The following is a 19,807-nucleotide window of genomic DNA, read 5'->3' on the forward strand; positions in this document are numbered from 1 at the left end:
GCGCGGGCCACCCACGCCACGGGGTCACGGCGGCGGGGTTCTCCAGCGGGACGACGCGGTGTCGTCGCGCACGAACGGGGCCCTCCGGAGGTCGGTCAGCGCAGCAGGGCGTCGACCTGCCCGGTGCGGTCGTCCCGCGCTCGCGCGGCCTCGTCGACGACGAGGTGGGCGAGGTCGCGCAGGCGCATGTTCTTGTCGTTCGAGGCCCGCCTGAGCCGCAGGAACGCCTCGTCCTCATCGACGCCGTAGGTGGCGATGAGGACGCCCTTGGCCTGCTCGATCGCCCCGCGCCCTTCGGCGGCCGCCTGGATGTCGCGGAAGGCGCGTTCTTGCGCCCGGGCGGCGACGGCGTCGGTGACGTCGACGACGTAGCCCACCAGCTCGACGACGACACCGGTCCGCGGGTCGCGGCGGCCTTGTCCGACGAGGTTGACGTATCGCTCGTGCCCGCGGGCGTCCATGATGCGATGCAGGCTCGGGAAGGGCTCTCCGGTGACAGCTGCTGCGTGCCGGAGCCGGTCGACCTGCTCGCGGTCGGCGGGGTGGTCGTGTGCCAGGACGAGGGCGGTCGTGGGCACGACCTCGCCCGGTTGGAACCCGTGCACCCGGAACGTCTCCGCCGACCACCACCAGGTTCCCGTGGCCACGTCCAGCCGGTACCGGCCGACTCGCTGACCTGCTCCGGGGCTCGACGGCTTCCTGCTGGAGGCTCGGTCGCCCGCGGACATGTCGTGCTCCGTCTTCTTCGGAGGATGGGGAGCCCGGTGCAGAACTCGACTCTCTCGACGGTACGCCCGGACCGGTGGGGGCGAAAGGTGGCGAGGTCCTCTGGATGCTGTTCTACCGTGGGTTGACGGCCGACGTGCCGCAGGGGTTGCCGGTGGTGAAGAAGCCCGCGGCCGGTGTACCTCTGCGTCGTGGTCTGCCGGCGGGCCGACGCCGGGTCTAGCCGAGCAGGTGGTCGACGACGTGCCGCTCGGTGCCCCGCGCGTCCGTGATGCGGTGGGTGCTGAGGAACTCGGAACCCGTGGTCGCCGCGGTGTCCAAGAGCGCACGCACCTGTTCACGGTCCTCGGGATGCTCGTGCGCCAGGATGAGGGCGGTGGTGGGGACGACGTCGCCCGGCTCGAACCCGTGGATGCGGTACGTCTGGTCCGACCACCACCACCGGCAGGTGCGCAGATCGAGGCGGTAGTGGCCGGTCGCGTCGCCGGCTCGGGCGACGGGTAAGCGGTCGAGGGCATGTTGAGGTACGGGCATGACGGGCTCCGGCTTCTTCAGAGACAGATGAGGAGCCAGGTCCAGACTCGACGGGGCGACGCTACTCCTGCGCCGCCGGTTCTCCCAGGCGCGGAGGGACAGGGCCACGCATACCGTCGCAAAGGCGGCGCGCGAGCCCGAGCTCGTCACGCGCGGCCCGAACGAGGATGTGTGTGACGCGGGTCACAGTTGAGGTTGCCCCGGGGTCAGGGTGAACGCTCGTCGCAGACGGCAAGGAGCCGCCACCAGCGCCGAAGGAGCACCCCATGACCACCACCCCGACCGCCGTCGCCGACCGCCCGCGCGTGCGCGAGATGCTTGCCACCCTGGTGGACGACCGCGTCCTCGGCGTCTCCCTGCGCGTCCACGACGCGCAGGGAGAGTGGGCCGCCGCCGCGGGCCGGGCCGAGCTCGGTGGGACCACCGCGCCGTCGGTCGACGGCCACACGCGCATCGGCAGCAACACCAAGACCTTCACCGCTGCGCTCGTCCTGCTGCTGGTGCACGAAGGCCGCCTCGGACTCGACGACTCGGCGGCCGCGCACCTTCCCGAGCTCGGGCTCGACCCGCGCATCTCCGTCCGCATGCTGCTCCAGCAGACCAGCGGCGTCTTCAACTTCACCGGCGACGCCGCCGCCGACGGCGCGTGGGAGACAGGGATGCCGAGCAACTACGGGCCGGCGGCCCGCGAGTGGCTCGACGCGCGGTTCGAGACGCACCACCCGCAGGACCTGGTGAGGTTCGCGCTGTCGAGGGCGCCGCGGTTCGAGCCCGGCACGAGGTGGAGCTACTCCAACACGAACTACGTGCTGCTCCGGCTGCTCGTGGAGAACGTCACCGGGCGCACCCTGGCGGAGGAGATGCACCGGCTGGTCAGCGGGCCGCTGGGCCTGACGGGCACCGTCGTGCCCGACGCGTCGCCGGACCTGCCCGAGCCGCACGCCCACGCCTACGTCCGCTACGAGGAGGAAGGCCAGGAGCGGACCGTCGACGTCTCGCGCCACGACCCGTCGTGGATCTCGACGGGCGGCGACATGATCTCGACGCCCCGTGACCTCGCGACGTTCTTCTCCGCGCTGCTCGGCGGCAGGCTCCTGCCGGCCGACCTCGTCGCGCAGATGTGCGACCCGTACCCCACCCCTCTCCCGGGTATGGGGTACGGCCTGGGCGTGTTCGTCCTAGAGACGGAGGACGGCCACACGCTCGTCACCCACAACGGGGGCATGGCCGGCTACGCGACGCTGATGTTCGGAACGCCGGACGGCAGCACCGTCATGGCCGCCGCGGTGAACTGCGTCGACGACCCCGAGATGACCATCCAGAGCGCCTTCCAGGAGGTGCAGAAGTCTCTCCTCGCAGCGGTGTTCCCGGGCGACGGCGTCGCCCCCTGACCCATGGTCCGGGCATCCCTGCCCGGGGTGCCCAGACACCCCTGCCGTCGTGACCAGCGGCGACGCATACTGGGGGCATGGCAGACGGGGTCACGATCGGGCAGGCGGCGGCCTTCGTCGGCGTCACCGTGAAGACGGTGCGGCACTACCACAAGGTCGGACTCGTCGAGGAGCCCGAGCGCGACGGCTCCGGCTACCGCCGGTACGGCTCCGCCCATCTCCTGCGGCTCGTCCGGGTCCGAGCGCTCGCCGCGGCGGGCGTGCCGCTGGCGGAGGTCGCGGCTCTGCTCGACGCCGACCCCGACGCGCTCGCCGTCGGCCTCGCCGCCGTCGAGCGCACGCTCTCCGAGCGCATCGACGAGCTGACGGCGCAGGCGGCGGCGCTGCGCCGGCTCGCCGACGGTGACCGTGCCCTGCTGCCCGACGCCGCCGTCGCCCTGCTGGACCGCATGCCCGGTCTCGGGTTCCCGGCTTCGGAGGTGGCTGCGGCGCGTGAGGGCATGGTGCTGGCCCGGGCTCTGGTCCCGGACAGGTTCGACGACTACGTCGCGGGCGTCACCGAGGCCGTGGACGACCCGGCGTTCGTCGCCCTGATCCATCGGGGCGTCGAGGCGTCCGCCCTGGAGCCGGACGACCCGCGGGTCGCGGAGTACGCCGACGCGATGGCCGAGCACTTCCTCGCTCACCCGGAGCGGCTGCGGATCGTGACCAGCCTGCGCGCGCGCACCGACGCCGCGGCCCGCTACGAGCTCATCGCGCACCACGGCGAGGCGGAGGGTACGGCCGCCGCACAGGGCGTCGCGCTGGTCGAGGGCCGTCTGCGGTCCGCGGGGGTCCGCATCCCCGCGAGGTAGGCCGGACGCCTGGGCGACTGACGAGCGTCCGACGACCACCCGCCCGATTCCCGTCGACCTGCTAGAGGTTCACCGGGCGCAGGACGGCGGTGATGCCGTGCGCGATCTGCGCGTTGCCCTTGTTCAGGTCGAGCTGTGACCTGATCAGGAACGGGTCCACGTCGTTGCGGTCCTGGTCGACCAGGCGCACCAGCGGCACCCAGCGGCTGATCACGTCCACCCGCACACCGGCCCCCTGCGCCGTGGTGAGCACGGCGTCGTCCGATCGCAACGCCGTGCGGGAGTCGATCGTGGCACCCGGGACCACGTGGTACAGCAGGACCTGCTCGACCGCGTCGATCCCGACGGTCCCCGCGATCGACTCGAGCGCGGCCTGCTCCGTACGCGGCCACCGGTGCGTGAGGTCCCACGCGAAGAGCTGGAACGCGCGATCGTCCGGCACGAAGGCCGTCAGCGGCACGGTCCCGTCCGCCAGCACGGCGACCGGGCTCGAGGGCTTGGCCGCGAGCACTGCAGCCACGGCCCGGTCGAGGACGTCGAAGTCGTACGGGTCGCGATCGAACGTGTCACCGTCCGCTGCGAGCACCTGGGCCAGGCTGGTCGTCCCGGGCGTGCTGGCCGCGGCGGGCTGGGCCGCCACCACCACACTGGCCAGGCCGAGTGTCGCCGCGCCCACGGCCGCGACCAAGCATCGAAGAGCGTGTCGAAGGGTCATCGTCGAGTCCTTCCGTCTCCACACGAGGCAGTTCGCACTGCCGAGCGCCGTGGTGGCGCCCGTCCTTCCTTCCGTGCGGATCCCGCTCTCGGATGCACCTCGGCGGGAACGAGATCCGAGGTACCGACGACCTGCAGAGCAAGGCGTCCGACGCTCTGAGCAGCGACAAGGGCGAGATGGTGTCCGACGCGTCGCTGGGCGGGGTGCGACGCGGCGTCGAAGGCGACGGGGGAGAGCGCGACGACCCGAGCCCCGATCCTCGGCGTGAGGAACGGGGCCCGGGTGCGCGCTCGCTCAGCGAAGCAGGGCCTCGACGCGTTCGGCGCAGTCCGCGCCGGAGCGCGTGGCCTCGTCGACGACCCCGCGCGCGAGGTCTCGCAGGCGGACGTTCTTGTCGTTCGACGCACGCTTGAGCAGCGCGAACGCCTCGTCCGGGTCGATGCCGCGCGTCGCGACGAGGATGCCCTTCGCCTGCTCGATCGGTCCGCGTCCCTCCGCGGCCGCCGCGATGTCGCGGTGGGCCCGCTCCTCCCCGCCTGCGGCCACCGTGGGGGTGATGTCGACGAAGTACCCCAGGAGCTCGACGACCTCTCCCGTCGCCGGGTCCCGTCGGCCCTGGCCGACGATGACGAGGTACCGCTCCTTGCCGCGGGCGTCCATGATGCGGTGCACGCTGGAGAAGGGGGCGCCGGTGGCCCGCGCCTCGTCGAGGATCTGCCGCACCCGGTCGCGGTCGTCGGGGTGCTTGTGCGCCAGGACCAGCTGGGTGGTCGGGACCACCTCGCCCGGTTCGAAGCCGTGCACCCGGAACGTCTCGGACGACCACCACCAGGCGCCGGTGGCCAGGTCCAGGCGGTACTGGCCGATCTGCTGGCTCGCACCGCGCGCCAGGGCATGCTCGATAGCGTGGTCGTCCAAGAACATGTCGTGCTCCGTCTTCGCCACAGGATGAGGAGCCAGGTCCAGACTCGACCCTTCGACCGTACTCCCGGAGCGTCGGGGGGCGACAGGTGGCGTGCACCCGGAACCGGTTCTTATGGTGAAGACGCGGCCGAGGCGCCGCAGGGGGCACCGGCCCGTGAAGAAGCCCGCGGCCGGTGCGCCTCTATCGTCCCGCGCGCTCCGCTACAGCCGGTCCACGAACGAGCGCAGCTCGCTGGCGTAGCTCGCGGGCTGCTCGAACGGGGCGAAGTGGCCGCCGCGCGGCGGTTCGGTCGCGTAGACGGTGTTCGCGACGCGGTCGAGCCAGGCCCGCGGGGGCCGGACGACGTCGCCGGCGAACACGGAGAACCCGGACGGCACCTCGACGTAGCGGGCGAGCTGGTCGCGCGGGAGCGCGGCGTTGGCCCGGTAGGCGCGGAGGCCGGCCCCGGCGTTGCCGGCCGCCCAGTGCTCGGTGAGGAGGGCGAGGACCTCGTCGCGCGTGTACACGGACTCGAGGTCGCCGTCGCAGTCGCTCCACGACCGCAGCTTCTCGACCACCCAGGCCGCGAGCCCGGCGGGGGAGTCGGTGAGGCCGACCGCGAGCGACTGGGGCTTGGTGGCCTGGACGGCGGCGTAGCCACCCTCGGTCGTGCGCCACCGTGCGCTCTCGTCGAGCCAGTCGCGCTCCTGGGGCGTGAGGGACGCGGGGTCACCGGTGAAGAGGGGCAACCCGGCGTCGGTGCGATGCACGGCGATGATCCGGTCGGGGAAGTCGAGGGCGAGGAACCGGGCGACGTGGCTGCCCATGTCCCCGCCCGCGACGAGGAACCTGTCGTAGCCGAGGGCGGTCATGAGCTCGGCCCACAGGGCGGCGACCGTGCGGTTGTCCGGGGTCGGGCCGGTGGGGACGTCGGAGAAGCCGAAGCCGGGCATGTCGGGGACGATGAGGTCGAAGGTGCGTCGACCCGCACCGCCCTCGGCCGCGGGGTGACCCGGGTCGGTCAGGAGCGGCACGACCTTGCGGTACCGCCACGCGGAGTCGGGCCAGCCGTGCGCGAGCAGGAGCGGGAGCGGGGGCGCGTCACCGGGACGCGGGGCCGCGAGCGCGTGGAGGAGGTGGACCCGGGTCCCGTCGATCGTCGCGCGCCGGCTCGGGAGCGCGGAGAGCTGTGCCTGGTGCGCGGCGAAGTCGAAGCCGTCGGCCCAGTAGGCGACCAGGTCGAGCAGGTATGCGACGTCCGTGCCCGCGTCCCACCCGAGCCCGTCCGGGGCGTCGACCCATCGGGTCGCCCTCAGGCGCGAGCGCAGGTCGTCGACCACCGCGTCGGAGATCCTGGGCGTGAAGCTCTCGAGGTCGGTCACGTGCGGCGCCATGACGTCGAGGCTAGCGGGCTGCAGGACGCCCGCGGGCCGGCTACTCCGGGTAGACGCCGTGCTTCTTGTGCGTCGGCTTGGGCAGGCGGGCCCGGCGGAGCTGGAACGCGCGCATGACGGCGTACATGACGGTGCCCTTGGGGACCTCACCGAACTTCGCGAGCAGGCGCTTGCGCAGACGGCGCCACATGATGAAACCGTCCACGACGGTCAGCAGCACGATGACGTAGAGCGTCATCACCGTGAGGAACGCGAGGTCCTGGTTCTGCGCGGTGAGGAACGAGAAGACGATGAACACCAGGGCGACCGGGAGGAAGAACTCGCCGAGGTTCCAGCGCGCGTCGACGTACTCGCGGACGTAGCGCTTGACCGGTCCCTTGTCGCGCGGCGGCAGGTAGCGCTCGTCGCCCGTCTGCATCGCCTGGTACTGGCGGTCGCGCATCTCCCGCTGCTTCTCCCGCGCGGACTTCGCGGCGGCGCGGCGGTCGTTCGGCACGAGGGGTCGCTTGTTCGCGGCCTCGGAGACCTTGCGCTTGGGCGTCGGGCGGCCCTTGCCGGCCTGCTCGATCTCGGCCGCCTGCTCGACGGGGTCGGGGGCGGCGGACGTCGCGGCGGGCTTGTTGCGGGAGAACACGCCTCCAGGGTAGTCGAGCCGGGGCAGTGCCGGACGCCGGTCCCACGACCGGTCGGCAGGTGGTGTCGTACGGTGCTCGTCGTGACGAACTCACCCGACCCCACCGTCCCTGTGCCCGGCACCGCGCCCGGCACCACGCCCGATGTCGCGCCCGGCCACGAGCTCGCGGCCACCCTCCGCGACGCCGTGACCCGACTGTTTCCGGCGCTGCGCGCGGACCTCGAGTCCCTCGTGCGCGTGCCGAGCGTCTCGAACGCCGCGTTCGACCAGGCGCACGTCGCCGCGAGCGCGGACGCCGTGGCCGCGCTCCTGCGCGACGCCGGCCTGCCCGAGGTGCAGGTGCTGCGTGCCCGGACCACCGACGGCACGGAGGGCGCGCCCGCCGTCGTCGCGCGCCGTCCCGCGCCCGACGGCGCCCCGACCGTCCTGCTGTACGCGCACCACGACGTACAGCCCCCGGGGGACGCCGCCACGTGGGAGACCGACCCGTTCGAGCCGACCGAGCGCGACGGGCGCCTCTACGGCCGCGGCGCGGCCGACGACAAGGCAGGCGTCGTGGCGCACCTGGGCGCGCTGCGTGCTCTGGCTGCGAGCACAGCGCTCGGCGATCTCCCGGTGGGGGTGACGGTCTTCGTCGAGGGTGAGGAGGAGATCGGCTCGCCGACGTTCCTGCCGTTCCTCACGCAGTATCGCGACCTGCTCGCGGCCGACGTCATCGTCGTCGCGGACTCGTCGAACTGGAAGATCGGCGTCCCGGCGCTCACGACGTCGTTGCGCGGCCTCGTGGACTGCGAGGTCGAGGTCGCGGTGCTCGACCACGCGGTGCACTCGGGCATGTTCGGCGGCCCCGTGCTCGACGCCGTGACGCTGCTCGCGCGGCTGATCGCGACCCTGCACGACGACGCGGGCAACGTCGCCGTGCCCGGGCTGGTCACGGCAGCCGAGCCGACCGTCGACTACGCCGAGGCCGACTTCCGGGCGGACTCGTCGCTCCTCGACGGCACCGTGCTCGCCGGGGAGGGGAGCATCGCCGGGCGGCTGTGGACCAAGCCGGCGATCGCCGTCATCGGCCTCGACGCGCCGAGCGTGGCGCACGCGTCGAACACCCTCACCCCGCGGGCGACCGCGAAGCTCTCGGTGCGGCTCGCGCCCGGGCAGGACCCGGCCGCCGCGATGGCGGCGCTGCGCACGCACCTGGAGTCGAGCGCGCCGCTCGGCGCGCGCGTCACGGTGCGCGACGGCGAGCAGGGCAAGCCGTTCCTCGCCCCGGGCGACTCCGAGGCGATGCGGGCCGCGCGGTGGGCGTTCGCGACGTCGTGGGGCACCGACCCCGTGGACATCGGCGTGGGTGGGTCGATCCCGTTCATCGCCGACCTGCTCGAGGTGTTCCCCGACGCGGCGATCCTCGTGACCGGCGTCGAGGACCCGGACTCGCGCGCGCACGGCGCCAACGAGTCGGTGCACCTCGGCGAGCTCGAGAAGGTCGTGCTCGCCGAGGCGCTCCTGCTCGCCCGGCTCGGCGGCGCGGTCGCCTGACCCCCGCCCGCGGTCCCGCGCGGCGGCGCTCGCCCGGTCAGTCGGGGAGCGCCGTCCGCAGGTCCGCCGCCTCGGCGAGGGTCTGCTCGACGGCGGCGCGCACGTCGGGGGCGAGGTCGCCCGCCAGCACGCCGAGGTCGTCGAGGTGCGCGCGGGCCGCGTCGGGGTCGCCCGCGCGGACGGTCAGCTCGGCGAGGTAGGCGAGGGCGCGCACCCGGTCGGCGGCGTCGGCGTCCTCCCCGGCGCGCCGCAGCGCGCCCGCGAGGATCTTGCGCCCCTGGACGGGGTCACCGTGCGAGTCCGCCTGCACGACGGCGTCGTCCAGCGCTCGGGCGAGCCGCCCCGCGGGGCGGGCGGCGTAGGCGTCGACGGCGGACGCCCCGGCCGCGTCCGTGGCCGGCGCCGCCGCGGCGGGGGAGCGGCGCATCACGCGGACCCAGTTGCCGGCGGGGTCCACGAGGCTGAAGCCCGTCGTGCCGCCCGCGTTCGCACGGCGTCGCGGGCGCGTGATGCGGGGGAAGCCCGTGAGCGGCAGGCGTCCGTAGCGGGCGCGCAGCCCCGCGGCGAACGCCTCGAAGACGGGCTCCGTGTCCTCCACGACGACGATGCACGTGCTGTAGCTGTCCTGCGGCTCGATCCCGTCGAGCCCGAAGTAGTGGATGTCCACGCCGCCGCGTCGCACCGCGAGGTACGGGTTGGGCCGCAGCTGGCGGTAGGTCACGTCGAAGCCGAGCGCGGTCCAGAAGTCGCGCAGCTCGTCGATGTCCCGGCACGGCAGGGCCGGGACCATGGTCGCGTCGAACGGGTCGGTGGCGGCGTGGTCAGGGTGCGGATCGGGGTCAGGTGCTCGGTCGGCGGTCACCGAGCCATCGAAGCACCCGACCCGTGAGCGCGACCAGGGTGCCGGACGGTCAGTCGCGGTGCGCGACGTCGACCGCCCGGGACCACCGGGCGACGTCGTCGGGGAGCTCGGGCGAGGTGACGTCGCCGCCCAGGAGCCCGACGACGTCGGGCGCGGCGATCCGGTCGCCGGACCCCCGCGCGAGGAACCGGCCGGCGACGAGGCCGCGCGCGCACAGGTCGCCACCGCGCGAGAACACCTGCTCGAGGTAGACGACCCGCTCGTCCCAGCCGAGGACGCGCGTCGCGATCTCGAAGCGGTCCCAGAGCTGGAGCGAGCGGCGGTACTTCATGGTCGACGCCGCGACGACGGGGTACCAGCCCTTCTCCTTGAGCAGGGGGAACCCGCCGAGGTCGGCGATGAAATTGCTGCGCGCCACGTCCATCATCTGCAGGTAGACCCCGTTGTTGACGTGCAGGTAGAAGTCGAGGTCGCCCGGGTGCACGCGCATCCGGGTGACGGACGGCTCGAGGACGCCGCGGCCCGGCACGGCCTTGCGCGGCATCGTGCTGGCGACGAGGAGCTGGATCTGGCGGGTCACTCGGGCAGGCTACTACCCCGCACCAGCGGTATCGGGTACTTGTCGCCGCCGACGTCCCGGAGGTCTGTCATCTCCGTGTGCGAGGATGCGCGCCGTGACGACGACGAGTCCCGCCCCTCGCCCCACCGCCACCGCCGACACCGGGTCTCCCGCCCCGGCACACCCGTGGCAGGTCCGCGCCTTCCGGGCGGTCGCGATCGCCGAGGCGTTCTCCTGGGCCGGGCTGCTCGTCGGCATGTACCTCAAATGGGTCGCCGGCACGACCGAGCGCGGCGTGGAGATCTTCGGACCGGTCCACGGTGCCCTCGTGCTCGTCTACGTGGCGCTCGCCGTGCTCGTCGCCGTGCGCGTCCGCTGGTCGCTCTGGACGACGCTCCTCGCGCTCGCCGCGACGGTCCCGCCGTTCTGCACCGTCGTGCTCGACGTCTGGGCGCACCGGACGGGGCGCTACGCGGCCCCGGCGCGCAGGACGGTCGCCGCGGGCGCCTGACGCTCGCGCGCAGGGCCGGTGCGCCCGCGGCTCACACCGGCGGGTCGGGGTCGTACTGGATGCCGCGGCGCACGGCGCGCGCGACGTCGTCGCTCTCCAGGCGCGCGACGAGGTGCAGCGCCATGTCGATCCCCGCGGACACGCCTGCAGACGTGACGACGTCGCCGTCGTCGACGAACCGCGCCTCGGTGTCGACCACGATGCTCGGGTCGATCTCCGCGAGCTCGTCGTAGTGCTCCCAGTGCGTCGTCGCGGGCCGCCCCGCGAGCAGCCCTGCGGCGGCGAGCACGAGCGAGCCCGTGCACACGCTCGCGATGACCGGGGTCTGGGCGCGCATCGCGCGCAGCCACTCGAGGTGCACGCGGTCCGCGAGGAGCGAGCGCGTACCCCACCCGCCCGGGTAGACCAGCAGGTGCAGGTGGCCGACGTCGTCCGCCGAGCGGTCCGGGAGCAGGCGCAACCCCTTGGCCAGGCGCACGCCGCCGCCGTCCCCCGAGAACGTGGACACGTGCGGCTTGAGCGCGGAGTGCTCGGCCCAGGCGGACAGCACCTCGAACGGCCCGGCGACGTCGAGCTCCTCCGCCTCGTCGAAGACGAAGATCCCGACGTTCATCCCGTTCCCCGTGCTCATGCCTACCTCCGCGTGCCCCGGCGTCTCGAGGCTCTCGTCGGCTCCTGCGTCCCCGCGCCCTAGATGCCCGGCAGGGCGAGCATCTGGTCGAGCGCGACGCGCGCCCAGTGCGCGTCGTCGGCGTCCACGACGATCCGGTTCACCACGCGGCCCGCGACGAGCGACTCCATCGCCCACACGAGGTGCGGCAGGTCGATCCGGTTCATCGTCGAGCAGAAGCACACCGTCGAGTCGAGGTAGTGCACCTGCTTGTCCGGGTGGGCGCGCGCGACGCGGCGCACCAGGTTGAGCTCGGTCCCGATCGCCCAGGACGAGCCCGGCTCGGCGGCGTCGAGCATCTTGATGATGTACTCCGTCGACCCGACGAAGTCGGCCGCCGTCACGACCTCGTGCTTGCACTCGGGGTGCACGAGCACGTTCACGTCCGGGACTGCGGCGCGCATGTCGCTCACGTTCTTCGCCGAGAACCGCCCGTGCACGGAGCAGTGCCCGCGCCACAGGATCATGCGCGCGTCGCGCAGCTCGGTGTCCGTGAGGCCGCCGTTCGGCTTGCGCGGGTCGAACACGACGCAGTCGTCGAGCGACATCGCGAGCTTGAGCACCGCGGTGTTGCGGCCGAGGTGCTGGTCCGGCAGGAACAGCACCTTGCCCGTGCCGTCCACGCCGCCCACCTGGTCGAACGCCCAGCGCAGCGCGACCTCCGCGTTCGACGACGTGCACACCGTGCCGCCGTGGCGACCCGTGAACGCCTTGATGGCGGCCGAGGAGTTCATGTACGTCACGGGGATCGTCGAGTCGGCGATGCCGACCTCCTCGAGCACGTCCCACGCATCCTCGACCTGGTCGATCGCGGCCATGTCCGCCATCGAGCAGCCGGCCGCGAGGTCCGGCAGCACGACCTGCTGCGCGTCGGACGTGAGGATGTCGGCGCTCTCGGCCATGAAGTGCACGCCGCAGAACAGGATGAACTCCGCCTCGGGCCGCGCCGCGGCCTCGCGCGCGAGCTTGAAGGAGTCGCCCGTGACGTCGGCGAAGTCGATGACCTCGTCGCGCTGGTAGTGGTGGCCCAGGACGAACGCGCGCTCGCCCAGCGCGGCGCGCGCCACCCGGGCGCGCTCCACGAGGTCCGGGTCGCTCGGCGCGGGCAGGTCGCCCACGCACTCGACCCCGCGCTCGGACGCGAGGTCACGGCCCTGTCCCAGCAGGAGCAGGGCGGAAGGGCTGGGCTCGGCGAACCCGCCCTGGCGCGAGGTGTTCGGTCCGCTCACGGACGACAGCAAGGTGCTACCAGTGCTCACGGGACCATCGTCGCACAGCGCCGCCACGGTCGAGCGGGCGTCCCGCGGGGACCGGACGGGCCTTCGCCCTGGCACAATCCGGGCATGCGCGTGCTGCTCACCGGGTCCGCCGTCCCGCCCGCGCCCGACGGCGCGTGGCCGGCCGGGGAGACCCCGTCGCCACCCGCCCCCGCCGGGCCGACGCTCGACGACGTCGCGGGCTGGTGGGCGCCGCACGCCACGGTCGAGACCGTGGCTCTCGCGGCGTCCGGGCCGGCGTTCCTCGACGCGGTCTCGCCCGTCGCGTCCGAGGTCCTCGCCGGGGTGGTCCCGGGGCCGGGCGGCGGTGACGTCCCGGTCGCGGTCCGCCGTCGGACGCCGGGAGGCGACGGCATCGGCGCGCGCCGGACCGTCTACGTCGACGCCTCGCAGGTGCCCGCGGCCGGCGCGGTCGAGGTGCTCGAGCTCGTGGCGGGACCCGTCGCCGTGCCCGGGCGGTCCTCGACCGCCGTCGGGCACCTCCTCGCGCTCGCGGCCGAGGCCGCGCGCGGACCGGACGGGGCGCCAGGGCGGCTCGTCCTCGCCACCGGTGGGAGCACGAGCCACGACGGCGGGCTCGGCGCGCTCCTGGCGCTCGCCGGGGCGCCGGAGCGCGAAGGAGGACCCCCGACCGCCGTCCCGGCGGACGTCGTGCGCGCCGCACGCGCCGCGCTCGGCGGCACCGACCTCGTGGCGGCCGTCGCGTCCGACGTCCCGCTGCTCGGGCTGCACGGGGCGAGCGCGGCGCTCGACGCCCGCGGTGCTCACCCGGCGGTGGCCCAGCACCTCGAGCGCGCGCTCGGCGCGATCGCGCACGACGTGGCGTCCGCCGTCGACCGCGCGGCGGCGGAGGACGAGGAACCCGAGGGTGCGTTCGCCGGGCGGGACCTCCTCGCCGCGTCCACGGCGGGCCGTCGGCTTGCGGGCCTTCCGGGGGCCGGGAGCGGGGGCGGGCTCGCCCATGCCGTCGTGGCGCTGGGCGGCCGGCTCGTGCCCGCGCTGCGCGTCGTCGCCGACGACCTGGGCCTCGACGCGCGCCTCGCGGGCTCGGACGTCGTCGTCGTGCTGGCGGACGAGCTCGGGGCGCACGAGCTGGGGGAGGGGACGGTGCACGAGGTCGCGGCCCGGGCCGCCCAGCACGCGCTCCCGGTGGTCGTGGTGTCGCGCACCGTGGTGGCCGGCCGCCGCGAGCAGGCCGCGGCAGGGCTCAGCGGCGCGTACGCCTGGGGCGACAGCGACCCACGCGCCCTCGTGGAACGTGTCGCACGCACGTGGTCGCGCGGCTGACGACGGCGGTGCCTCAGCCGAGGTCGACCGTCCCGTCCGCGCGGACGGACCGGGCCGGGTTGTGCGCGACCTCCCACACCAGGCCGTTGGGGTCGGCGACGTGGGCGTGGCAGACACCGCCGAACTCGCCCTCCTGAAAGACGATCTCGCCGGGCACGTCGAGCTGCGCGGTCCGACCGAGCGCCCCGTAGAAGCTCCGCGCGGCGTCGAGGTCGCGCGGCGCGACCGTGACGAGGTGCAGCGACCGGTCCATGCGTCTCCCGTCGGCAGGCCGCGCCACCGGTGCGGCACGGGCTCCTTTCGACCGTACGTCGCCAGGTGGTCGTAGACTCGGGAACACGACCGGCACGAGTGGTGTTGAGGACCTGACGGGATCTCTCTCGAGAGGTCCGTAGAAGCCGGCCACCACCGGGGCAGCACTGCCCCCGACAGCGCGGAGACGAGATGAGCGAGACCACCGACATTGCCACGCACGGCGTCAACCTGACCGACGGGGCCGCGGACAAGGTCCGCACCCTCCTCGAGCAGGAGGGTCGCGACGACCTGCGCCTGCGTGTCGCGGTGCAGCCCGGCGGCTGCTCCGGCCTGATCTACCAGCTCTACTTCGACGAGCGCGTGCTCGACGGCGACGCGCTGCGCGACTACGACGGCGTCGAGGTCGTGGTCGACAAGATGAGCGTCCCCTACCTCGAGGGCGCGACGATCGACTTCGCCGACACGATCGAGAAGCAGGGCTTCACGATCGACAACCCCAACGCGGGCAGCGCCTGCGCCTGCGGCGGCTCCTTCAGCTGACCCGCCCGGCGTGCCGCGCACGCCGTGTCACGACCGTACGAGCCCGGCCACCCGCCTTGCGGGTGGCCGGGCTCGCGTCGTCGGGACGGCCTACGGGCTGGTCAGGCGCCGAGCTCGACCGTGATGGCCCAGGCGTCGGCGGCGTCGCCCGTCTCGGTGGACCGGGGGAGCGGCTCCTCGCCGACCACCGCGTGGCCGCGCATCCGCGCCCAGGCCGGGACGTCGAGGCGTGCTGCGGGATCGGTCGACCACACCGCGAGGCGCGTCCCCGGCGGCCGGTCACGTGCCGCCGCGGCGAGCCGGATCACCGGGAGCGGGCAGCGCAGCCCGCGCGCGTCGACCACCTCGGGGGCCTCGTCCGTCACAGGCCCTGCACCCCCAACGTGGCGCGCACGCGGGCGACGGCCCCGGGCAGCACGGCGAGCAGGCGGTCGACGTCCGCCTCGGTCGTCGACCGGTCGAGCGCGACGCGCACGTTGCCGTGCGTGAGGACCCCCATAGCGGCCAGCACGTGCGACGGCTCGAGCGTGCTCGACGTGCAGGCCGAGCCCGAGCCGACGGCGATCCCCTCGCGGTCGAGGTCCGTCAGCAGCGCCTCGCCGTCCACGTAGAGGAACGAGAACGTCACGACGTGCGGCAGGCGGTCGACCGGGTCGCCCACCACCTCGACGTCGGGGATCTCGGCGACGCGCGCGCGGACGCGGTCGACGAGCGAGCGCCGCCGCGCGTCCTCGGCCTCGCGGTCCGCCAGCACGGCCTGGAGCGCGACGGCGGCCGCGAACGCCGCGGGCACGGACACCCCGCCGGGCGCCCAGGGGTCGGGGTCCTCCGGGAACGGGCTGAGCCGTCGTACGCGGGACCGCACCGCCAGGACCCCGACGCCGGGACCTCCGCCCCAGTCGGCAGGGTCGGCGGCCAGCGCGTCCCACGCCTGCGGGACGTCGTCGTGACCCACGCTCGCTCCCGCGTCGACGAGCAGGGGGACACCTGAGGCGCGCGCCGCCTCGTGCACCGCCACGACGGGCTGGCGCGTGCCCACCTCGCCGTTGGCGAGCTGGAGCGCGGCGAGCGCGACGCCCGGTCGTGCGACGGCGTCGGACATCGCCGTGGCGTCGACCCGACCGGCGCGGTCGACGCCGACGACCACGCGCTCGAGCCCGCCGTGCTCGGCGGCGTGCAGGACCGCGGCACGCTCGACCGCACCGACCAGGACGCGTCGTCCGACGCGCGCCCGGCCGCCGGCGAGCGCCGCGACCCCGGTGTGCAGGGACGCCGTGTGGTTCGCGGTGAAGACCACCTCTTCCGTCCGCGCGCCGAGCGCGGCCGCGACGGCCTCGCGCGCGCCGTCGAGCAGCGCGGCGGCACGGCGGCCCTCCGAGTGCAGGCGGCGGGGGTCGGCCCAACCGTCGTCGAGCGCACGGTCGAAGGCCTCGCGCGCCAGCGGGTGCCAGGGCGCACGCCCGCCGTTGTCGAGGCGGACCCGGCGATCGGGGGTGGTGTGTGTCACATGGTCTCCAGGGTGCTGGCGGTCGCGTCGCAGGGCACGGTGCGGGCCGGGTGAGTCGGCCGGTCGCACCCGGGCGGGCGCGTCGCGGCTTCCCGCGCGGCGTCGGATCGTTGCGCTCGCGCGGACCGCGACGGGGTGTCGGCGCGCGTCCGGACGCTCCACCGGCACGGTACCGCTCCGCCGGGTCGTACGTCGGTGTGGCAAGGATCTGACAGACCTGGCGTGGGTGTGGTGAACCCGCGCTGACCGGCCAGGACGTGTGCCGCATCTCGCCCGTCCGCAGCGCGTTCCGGGCCACGAAGGGCGGAATCCCGCGCTAGGCTTCGTGTGTCGAGGACGAAGGTCCTGTGCTGGGCTCGTAAAGACGGGTTCGGGCAGGACGTGACGTGAAAGGCCCCCCTTGCACTCGCAACCCCCTAGCCGCACACGGCGCACCATCCTGCGGGCGACGGCCCTCGCCGTCGCCGTCGCTGCGGTGGCGTCCGGCTGCGCCAGCGACACGGTCCAGCGCGGGTTCCTGCCCGGTTACGAGGACGGGGAGGTGACCAACCAGACCGCCCGGATCACGTCGCTGTGGACCGGCTCGTGGATCGCCGCCCTCATCGTCGGCATCATCACGTGGGGCCTCATGCTGTGGTGCGTCGCCGCCTACCGCAAGCGCAAGGACGACCACCGGCTCCCGATCCAGACGCGGTACCACCTGCCGCTCGAGATCATGTACACGGCTGTGCCGATCATCATGGTCCTCGTCCTGTTCTTCTACACGGACCGCGACATGAGCGCGATCGTGGACAAGGACGTGGAGTCCGACATGACCGTCCAGGTCATCGGCAAGCAGTGGAGCTGGGACTTCAACTACGTGGACGAGGACGTCTACGAGACCGGCCAGCACCTCGCCGACGTCGGCGGCACCATGACGGAGGACGCCGAGATCGACGGTGCCCCCGGCACGTCCGAGGCGCTCCCGACGCTGTACCTGCCCGCGGGCGAGAGCATCCGGTTCGTCCTGGACTCGCGCGACGTCATCCACTCCTTCTGGATCCCCGCGTTCCTCTACAAGCTCGACATGATCCCGCACCGCACCAACGAGTTCGTGGTCACCCCGCAGCGCGAGGGCGTCTACGCCGGCAAGTGCGCCGAGCTCTGCGGCGAGCACCACTCCGGGATGCTCTTCAACGTCGAGATCGTCGACCGCGCCGAGTTCGAGGCGCAGATGGAGGCACTCCGCGAGAAGGGGCAGGAGGGCCAGATCCCGGTGGAGGGATTCAGCCGCCTCCAGGACCCGAACCCCGTCACTGCTAGCACGGAGGGTGAGCACTGATGGTCGCGCAGGCCGAAGTCATCCCCGGTCTCGCCCCTCGGCGGCAGACCCTCGGTCGGACCGTGATCAAGTGGGTCACGTCCACCGACCACAAGACGATCGGGTACATGTACCTGATCACGTCGTTCATCTTCTTCTGCATCGGCGGCCTCATGGCCCTCGTGATCCGTGCGGAGCTCTTCGAGCCCGGGATCCAGCTCGTGCAGAGCAAGGAGCAGTACAACCAGCTCTTCACGATGCACGGCACGATCATGCTGCTGCTGTTCGCGACCCCGTTGTTCGCCGGGTTCGCCAACGTCATCATGCCGCTGCAGATCGGTGCGCCGGACGTCGCGTTCCCGCGACTGAACATGTTCGCGTACTGGCTCTACCTCTTCGGCGGGCTCATCGCCTCGGCCGGCTTCTTCACGCCGCAGGGTGCGGCCTCGTTCGGATGGTTCGCGTACGCCCCGCTGTCGAACACGACGTTCAGTCCGGGTCTCGGAGGAGACCTGTGGGTGTTCGGCCTCGCGCTCGCCGGCTTCGGCACGATCCTCGGCGCCGTCAACTTCATCACGACGATCATCACCATGCGCGCGCCCGGCATGACGATGTTCCGCATGCCGATCTTCACGTGGAACACGCTCATCACGAGCCTCCTCGTGCTCATGGCGTTCCCGCCCCTGGCTGCCGCGCTCTTCGCGCTCGGCGCGGACCGGCGCTTCGGTGCCCAGATCTTCAACCCTGAGAACGGGGGAGCGATCCTCTGGCAGCACCTGTTCTGGTTCTTCGGGCACCCCGAGGTCTACATCATCGCGCTGCCGTTCTTCGGCATCGTGTCCGAGATCTTCCCGGTCTTCGCCCGCAAGCCGATCTTCGGCTACAAGGGCCTCGTCTACGCGACGATCGCGATCGCGGCGCTCTCCGTGACGGTGTGGGCGCACCACATGTACGTGACCGGCGCGGTCCTGCTGCCGTTCTTCGCGTTCATGACGATGCTCATCGCGGTCCCGACCGGTGTGAAGTTCTTCAACTGGATCGGCACGCTCTGGCGAGGAAAGCTCACGTTCGAGACACCGATGCTGTGGTCGATCGGCTTCCTCGTGACCTTCCTCTTCGGCGGCCTGACGGGCGTCATCCTGTCGAGCCCGGCGCTGGACTTCCATCTGTCCGACTCCTACTTCGTGGTGGCGCACTTCCACTACGTCGTGTTCGGCACCGTGGTGTTCGCGATGTTCGCGGGCTTCTACTTCTGGTGGCCCAAGTTCACCGGCCGCATGCTTAACGAGCGTCTCGGCAAGCTCCACTTCTGGCTGCTGTTCATCGGCTTCCACACGACGTTCCTCATCCAGCACTGGCTGGGCGTCGAGGGCATGCCGCGTCGCTACGCGGACTACGCGCCGTCGGACGGCTTCACCTGGGAGAACCAGGTCTCGACGGTCGGGGCGTTCATCCTCGCCGCGTCGACCCTGCCCTTCCTCTGGAACGTCTACACGACCTGGCGCAACGCGCCCAAGGTCGAGGTCGACGACCCGTGGGGCTACGGCCGCTCGCTCGAGTGGGCCACATCCAGCCCGCCGCCGCGGCACAACTTCACCTCGCTGCCGCGCATCCGCTCCGAGTCGCCCGCGTTCGACCTGCACCACCCCGAGGTCGCGGCGATGGACCACGCCGAGCCGAGCCCGAACGTCCTCGAGAAGGTCTACGGCGAGGCTGACCGTCGGGGCGAGAAGAGCGTCGCGCTCGACCGCCTGAGCGGCGCGGAGACCGCGAGCGACTCCACGACGACCACGATCGTCGACGAACCCCGCACGGGCACGACGGACGAGGAGGCCGGGAAGTGAAGGTCGAGTACAAGCTGTTCCTCTACGGGACGCCGTTCTTCATCGCCGCAGGGCTCGTCTACGGCTTCTGGAGCCACTGGGAGCCCGTCGGGTCGGTTGCCATCCTCCTGACCGGTGCGCTGGTCGCGATGATCGGTGCCTACCTCATGCTCACGGCCAAGCGCATCGACGCCCGGCCCGAGGACGACCCCGAGGGTCTCATCGAGCAGGGAGCCGGCGACCAGGGCGTCTACGCCCCGTGGAGCTGGTGGCCGCTCGCCATCGCCGGGTCCGCGGCGATCGTCTTCCTCGGTCTCGCCGTCGGCTGGTGGCTCGTCTACGTCGGGATCGCGCTCGCCGCGGTCGCCCTCGTCGGCTGGGTCTTCGAGTTCTCTCGCGGCCAGCACGCCCACTGATCGACCCGGCGTCCTCGCGCCGTCCGAACGGCCCGATCCCCGTCAGGGGACCGGGCCGTTCGTCGTTCCGTCGGCCTGCCCGGACGACGTAGCGCGCCACCTCTTCGTGACA

The 19,807-nt window shown here is 73.0% G+C and carries 22 protein-coding genes; 9 read left to right on the plus strand and 13 right to left on the minus strand.

Annotated elements, in window-relative coordinates:
- Window positions 1-95: 95 nt before the first annotated feature.
- On the minus strand, window positions 96-647 hold the full coding sequence (locus AC6CH9_RS20220) for an ANTAR domain-containing protein (protein ID WP_498156503.1): 552 nt from the start codon (window positions 645-647) through the stop codon (window positions 96-98).
- Window positions 648-945: 298 nt separating this feature from the next.
- The gene (locus AC6CH9_RS20225; protein ID WP_498156504.1) at window positions 946-1,260 is read right to left on the minus strand and encodes a PAS domain-containing protein; all 315 of its coding nucleotides are present in this window, start codon (window positions 1,258-1,260) and stop codon (window positions 946-948) included.
- A 266-nt stretch (window positions 1,261-1,526) separates the two neighbouring features.
- On the opposite strand from AC6CH9_RS20225, the gene AC6CH9_RS20230 reads away from it, so the two are divergent.
- Together AC6CH9_RS20230 and AC6CH9_RS20235 are read left to right on the plus strand one after the other, a co-directional pair.
- Window positions 1,527-2,651 carry a serine hydrolase domain-containing protein gene (locus AC6CH9_RS20230; RefSeq protein WP_498156505.1) on the plus strand — a complete coding sequence of 375 codons (1,125 nt, stop codon included), beginning with the start codon at window positions 1,527-1,529 and terminating at the stop codon, window positions 2,649-2,651.
- Between the two features lie 77 nt (window positions 2,652-2,728).
- On the plus strand, window positions 2,729-3,505 hold the full coding sequence (locus AC6CH9_RS20235) for a MerR family transcriptional regulator (RefSeq protein ID WP_498156506.1): 777 nt from the start codon (window positions 2,729-2,731) through the stop codon (window positions 3,503-3,505).
- Between the two features lie 61 nt (window positions 3,506-3,566).
- On the opposite strand, the gene AC6CH9_RS20240 is transcribed toward AC6CH9_RS20235, so the two are convergent.
- The 4 genes from AC6CH9_RS20240 to AC6CH9_RS20255 all read right to left on the minus strand — a co-directional run bounded on the left by AC6CH9_RS20240 (window position 3,567) and on the right by AC6CH9_RS20255 (window position 7,152).
- The gene (locus AC6CH9_RS20240) at window positions 3,567-4,220 is read right to left on the minus strand and encodes a fasciclin domain-containing protein (RefSeq protein ID WP_498156507.1); all 654 of its coding nucleotides are present in this window, start codon (window positions 4,218-4,220) and stop codon (window positions 3,567-3,569) included.
- Between the two features lie 294 nt (window positions 4,221-4,514).
- The gene (locus AC6CH9_RS20245; protein ID WP_498156508.1) at window positions 4,515-5,144 is read right to left on the minus strand and encodes a PAS and ANTAR domain-containing protein; all 630 of its coding nucleotides are present in this window, start codon (window positions 5,142-5,144) and stop codon (window positions 4,515-4,517) included.
- A gap of 201 nt (window positions 5,145-5,345) precedes the next feature.
- Complete coding sequence (locus AC6CH9_RS20250; RefSeq protein ID WP_498156509.1) at window positions 5,346-6,518, minus strand: alpha/beta fold hydrolase; 1,173 nt, start codon at window positions 6,516-6,518, stop codon at window positions 5,346-5,348.
- A 40-nt stretch (window positions 6,519-6,558) separates the two neighbouring features.
- Window positions 6,559-7,152, minus strand: a complete 594-nt coding sequence (locus tag AC6CH9_RS20255) for a DUF3043 domain-containing protein (protein WP_053371256.1) — start codon at window positions 7,150-7,152, stop codon at window positions 6,559-6,561.
- Window positions 7,153-7,233: 81 nt separating this feature from the next.
- Here AC6CH9_RS20255 and AC6CH9_RS20260 point away from each other — a divergent pair, with 81 nt between their 5' ends.
- On the plus strand, window positions 7,234-8,688 hold the full coding sequence (locus AC6CH9_RS20260) for a dipeptidase (protein WP_498156510.1): 1,455 nt from the start codon (window positions 7,234-7,236) through the stop codon (window positions 8,686-8,688).
- Window positions 8,689-8,725: 37 nt separating this feature from the next.
- On the opposite strand, the gene AC6CH9_RS20265 is transcribed toward AC6CH9_RS20260, so the two are convergent.
- On the minus strand, window positions 8,726-9,550 hold the full coding sequence (locus tag AC6CH9_RS20265; RefSeq protein ID WP_498156511.1) for a DUF8817 family protein: 825 nt from the start codon (window positions 9,548-9,550) through the stop codon (window positions 8,726-8,728).
- Between the two features lie 49 nt (window positions 9,551-9,599).
- A complete protein-coding gene (locus AC6CH9_RS20270; RefSeq protein ID WP_498156512.1) occupies window positions 9,600-10,130 on the minus strand; it encodes an acyl-CoA thioesterase in 531 nt (176 codons plus the stop codon).
- 94 nt (window positions 10,131-10,224) lie between these two features.
- Here AC6CH9_RS20270 and AC6CH9_RS20275 point away from each other — a divergent pair, with 94 nt between their 5' ends.
- The gene (locus tag AC6CH9_RS20275; RefSeq protein WP_498156513.1) at window positions 10,225-10,620 is read left to right on the plus strand and encodes a DUF3817 domain-containing protein; all 396 of its coding nucleotides are present in this window, start codon (window positions 10,225-10,227) and stop codon (window positions 10,618-10,620) included.
- A 31-nt stretch (window positions 10,621-10,651) separates the two neighbouring features.
- Here AC6CH9_RS20275 and AC6CH9_RS20280 read toward each other — a convergent pair whose 3' ends face one another.
- Both AC6CH9_RS20280 and nadA read right to left on the minus strand, forming a co-directional pair.
- Complete coding sequence (locus AC6CH9_RS20280) at window positions 10,652-11,251, minus strand: DJ-1/PfpI family protein (RefSeq protein WP_498156514.1); 600 nt, start codon at window positions 11,249-11,251, stop codon at window positions 10,652-10,654.
- A 59-nt stretch (window positions 11,252-11,310) separates the two neighbouring features.
- A complete protein-coding gene (nadA, locus tag AC6CH9_RS20285) occupies window positions 11,311-12,519 on the minus strand; it encodes a quinolinate synthase NadA (protein ID WP_498156521.1) in 1,209 nt (402 codons plus the stop codon).
- Window positions 12,520-12,633: 114 nt separating this feature from the next.
- Here nadA and AC6CH9_RS20290 point away from each other — a divergent pair, with 114 nt between their 5' ends.
- A complete protein-coding gene (locus tag AC6CH9_RS20290; protein WP_498156515.1) occupies window positions 12,634-13,854 on the plus strand; it encodes a glycerate kinase in 1,221 nt (406 codons plus the stop codon).
- A 13-nt stretch (window positions 13,855-13,867) separates the two neighbouring features.
- On the opposite strand, the gene AC6CH9_RS20295 is transcribed toward AC6CH9_RS20290, so the two are convergent.
- Window positions 13,868-14,107 (minus strand): VOC family protein, encoded by a 240-nt coding sequence (locus tag AC6CH9_RS20295; RefSeq protein ID WP_498156516.1) that lies wholly within the window; start codon window positions 14,105-14,107, stop codon window positions 13,868-13,870.
- 191 nt (window positions 14,108-14,298) lie between these two features.
- Here AC6CH9_RS20295 and erpA point away from each other — a divergent pair, with 191 nt between their 5' ends.
- On the plus strand, window positions 14,299-14,649 hold the full coding sequence (erpA, locus tag AC6CH9_RS20300) for an iron-sulfur cluster insertion protein ErpA (protein ID WP_047234275.1): 351 nt from the start codon (window positions 14,299-14,301) through the stop codon (window positions 14,647-14,649).
- Between the two features lie 101 nt (window positions 14,650-14,750).
- Here erpA and AC6CH9_RS20305 read toward each other — a convergent pair whose 3' ends face one another.
- Entirely contained in the window at window positions 14,751-15,014 is a 264-nt protein-coding gene (locus AC6CH9_RS20305; RefSeq protein WP_498156517.1) for a sulfurtransferase TusA family protein, read from the minus strand.
- On the minus strand, window positions 15,011-16,156 hold the full coding sequence (locus AC6CH9_RS20310) for a cysteine desulfurase family protein (RefSeq protein ID WP_498156518.1): 1,146 nt from the start codon (window positions 16,154-16,156) through the stop codon (window positions 15,011-15,013). The genes AC6CH9_RS20305 and AC6CH9_RS20310 overlap by 4 nt, the downstream gene beginning before the upstream one ends.
- A 400-nt stretch (window positions 16,157-16,556) precedes the next feature.
- Here AC6CH9_RS20310 and ctaC point away from each other — a divergent pair, with 400 nt between their 5' ends.
- The 3 genes from ctaC to AC6CH9_RS20325 are packed head-to-tail and all read left to right on the plus strand — an operon-like array spanning window position 16,557 to window position 19,695.
- The gene (gene ctaC / locus AC6CH9_RS20315; protein ID WP_498156519.1) at window positions 16,557-17,477 is read left to right on the plus strand and encodes an aa3-type cytochrome oxidase subunit II; all 921 of its coding nucleotides are present in this window, start codon (window positions 16,557-16,559) and stop codon (window positions 17,475-17,477) included.
- Window positions 17,477-19,300 carry an aa3-type cytochrome oxidase subunit I gene (gene ctaD / locus AC6CH9_RS20320; RefSeq protein ID WP_498156520.1) on the plus strand — a complete coding sequence of 608 codons (1,824 nt, stop codon included), beginning with the start codon at window positions 17,477-17,479 and terminating at the stop codon, window positions 19,298-19,300. Before ctaC ends, ctaD begins: the two co-directional genes overlap by 1 nt.
- Complete coding sequence (locus tag AC6CH9_RS20325) at window positions 19,297-19,695, plus strand: cytochrome c oxidase subunit 4 (protein ID WP_047234280.1); 399 nt, start codon at window positions 19,297-19,299, stop codon at window positions 19,693-19,695. Before ctaD ends, AC6CH9_RS20325 begins: the two co-directional genes overlap by 4 nt.
- Window positions 19,696-19,807: the final 112 nt, after the last annotated feature.

Source organism: Cellulosimicrobium sp. GQ32 (genome assembly GCF_059758455.1).

What these genes read in the sequence shown, in the direction of transcription:
- AC6CH9_RS20240 (WP_498156507.1), bottom strand. Translation starts at nt 4,220, where the DNA reads ATGACCCTTCGACACGCTCTTCGATGCTTGGTCGCGGCCGTGGGCGCG.
- AC6CH9_RS20290 (WP_498156515.1), top strand. Translation starts at nt 12,634, where the DNA reads ATGCGCGTGCTGCTCACCGGGTCCGCCGTCCCGCCCGCGCCCGACGGC.
- AC6CH9_RS20245 (WP_498156508.1), bottom strand. Translation starts at nt 5,144, where the DNA reads ATGTTCTTGGACGACCACGCTATCGAGCATGCCCTGGCGCGCGGTGCG.
- ctaD (WP_498156520.1), top strand. Translation starts at nt 17,477, where the DNA reads ATGGTCGCGCAGGCCGAAGTCATCCCCGGTCTCGCCCCTCGGCGGCAG.
- AC6CH9_RS20250 (WP_498156509.1), bottom strand. Translation starts at nt 6,518, where the DNA reads ATGGCGCCGCACGTGACCGACCTCGAGAGCTTCACGCCCAGGATCTCC.
- AC6CH9_RS20295 (WP_498156516.1), bottom strand. Translation starts at nt 14,107, where the DNA reads ATGGACCGGTCGCTGCACCTCGTCACGGTCGCGCCGCGCGACCTCGAC.
- erpA (WP_047234275.1), top strand. Translation starts at nt 14,299, where the DNA reads ATGAGCGAGACCACCGACATTGCCACGCACGGCGTCAACCTGACCGAC.
- AC6CH9_RS20235 (WP_498156506.1), top strand. Translation starts at nt 2,729, where the DNA reads ATGGCAGACGGGGTCACGATCGGGCAGGCGGCGGCCTTCGTCGGCGTC.
- AC6CH9_RS20225 (WP_498156504.1), bottom strand. Translation starts at nt 1,260, where the DNA reads ATGCCCGTACCTCAACATGCCCTCGACCGCTTACCCGTCGCCCGAGCC.
- AC6CH9_RS20280 (WP_498156514.1), bottom strand. Translation starts at nt 11,251, where the DNA reads ATGAGCACGGGGAACGGGATGAACGTCGGGATCTTCGTCTTCGACGAG.
- AC6CH9_RS20230 (WP_498156505.1), top strand. Translation starts at nt 1,527, where the DNA reads ATGACCACCACCCCGACCGCCGTCGCCGACCGCCCGCGCGTGCGCGAG.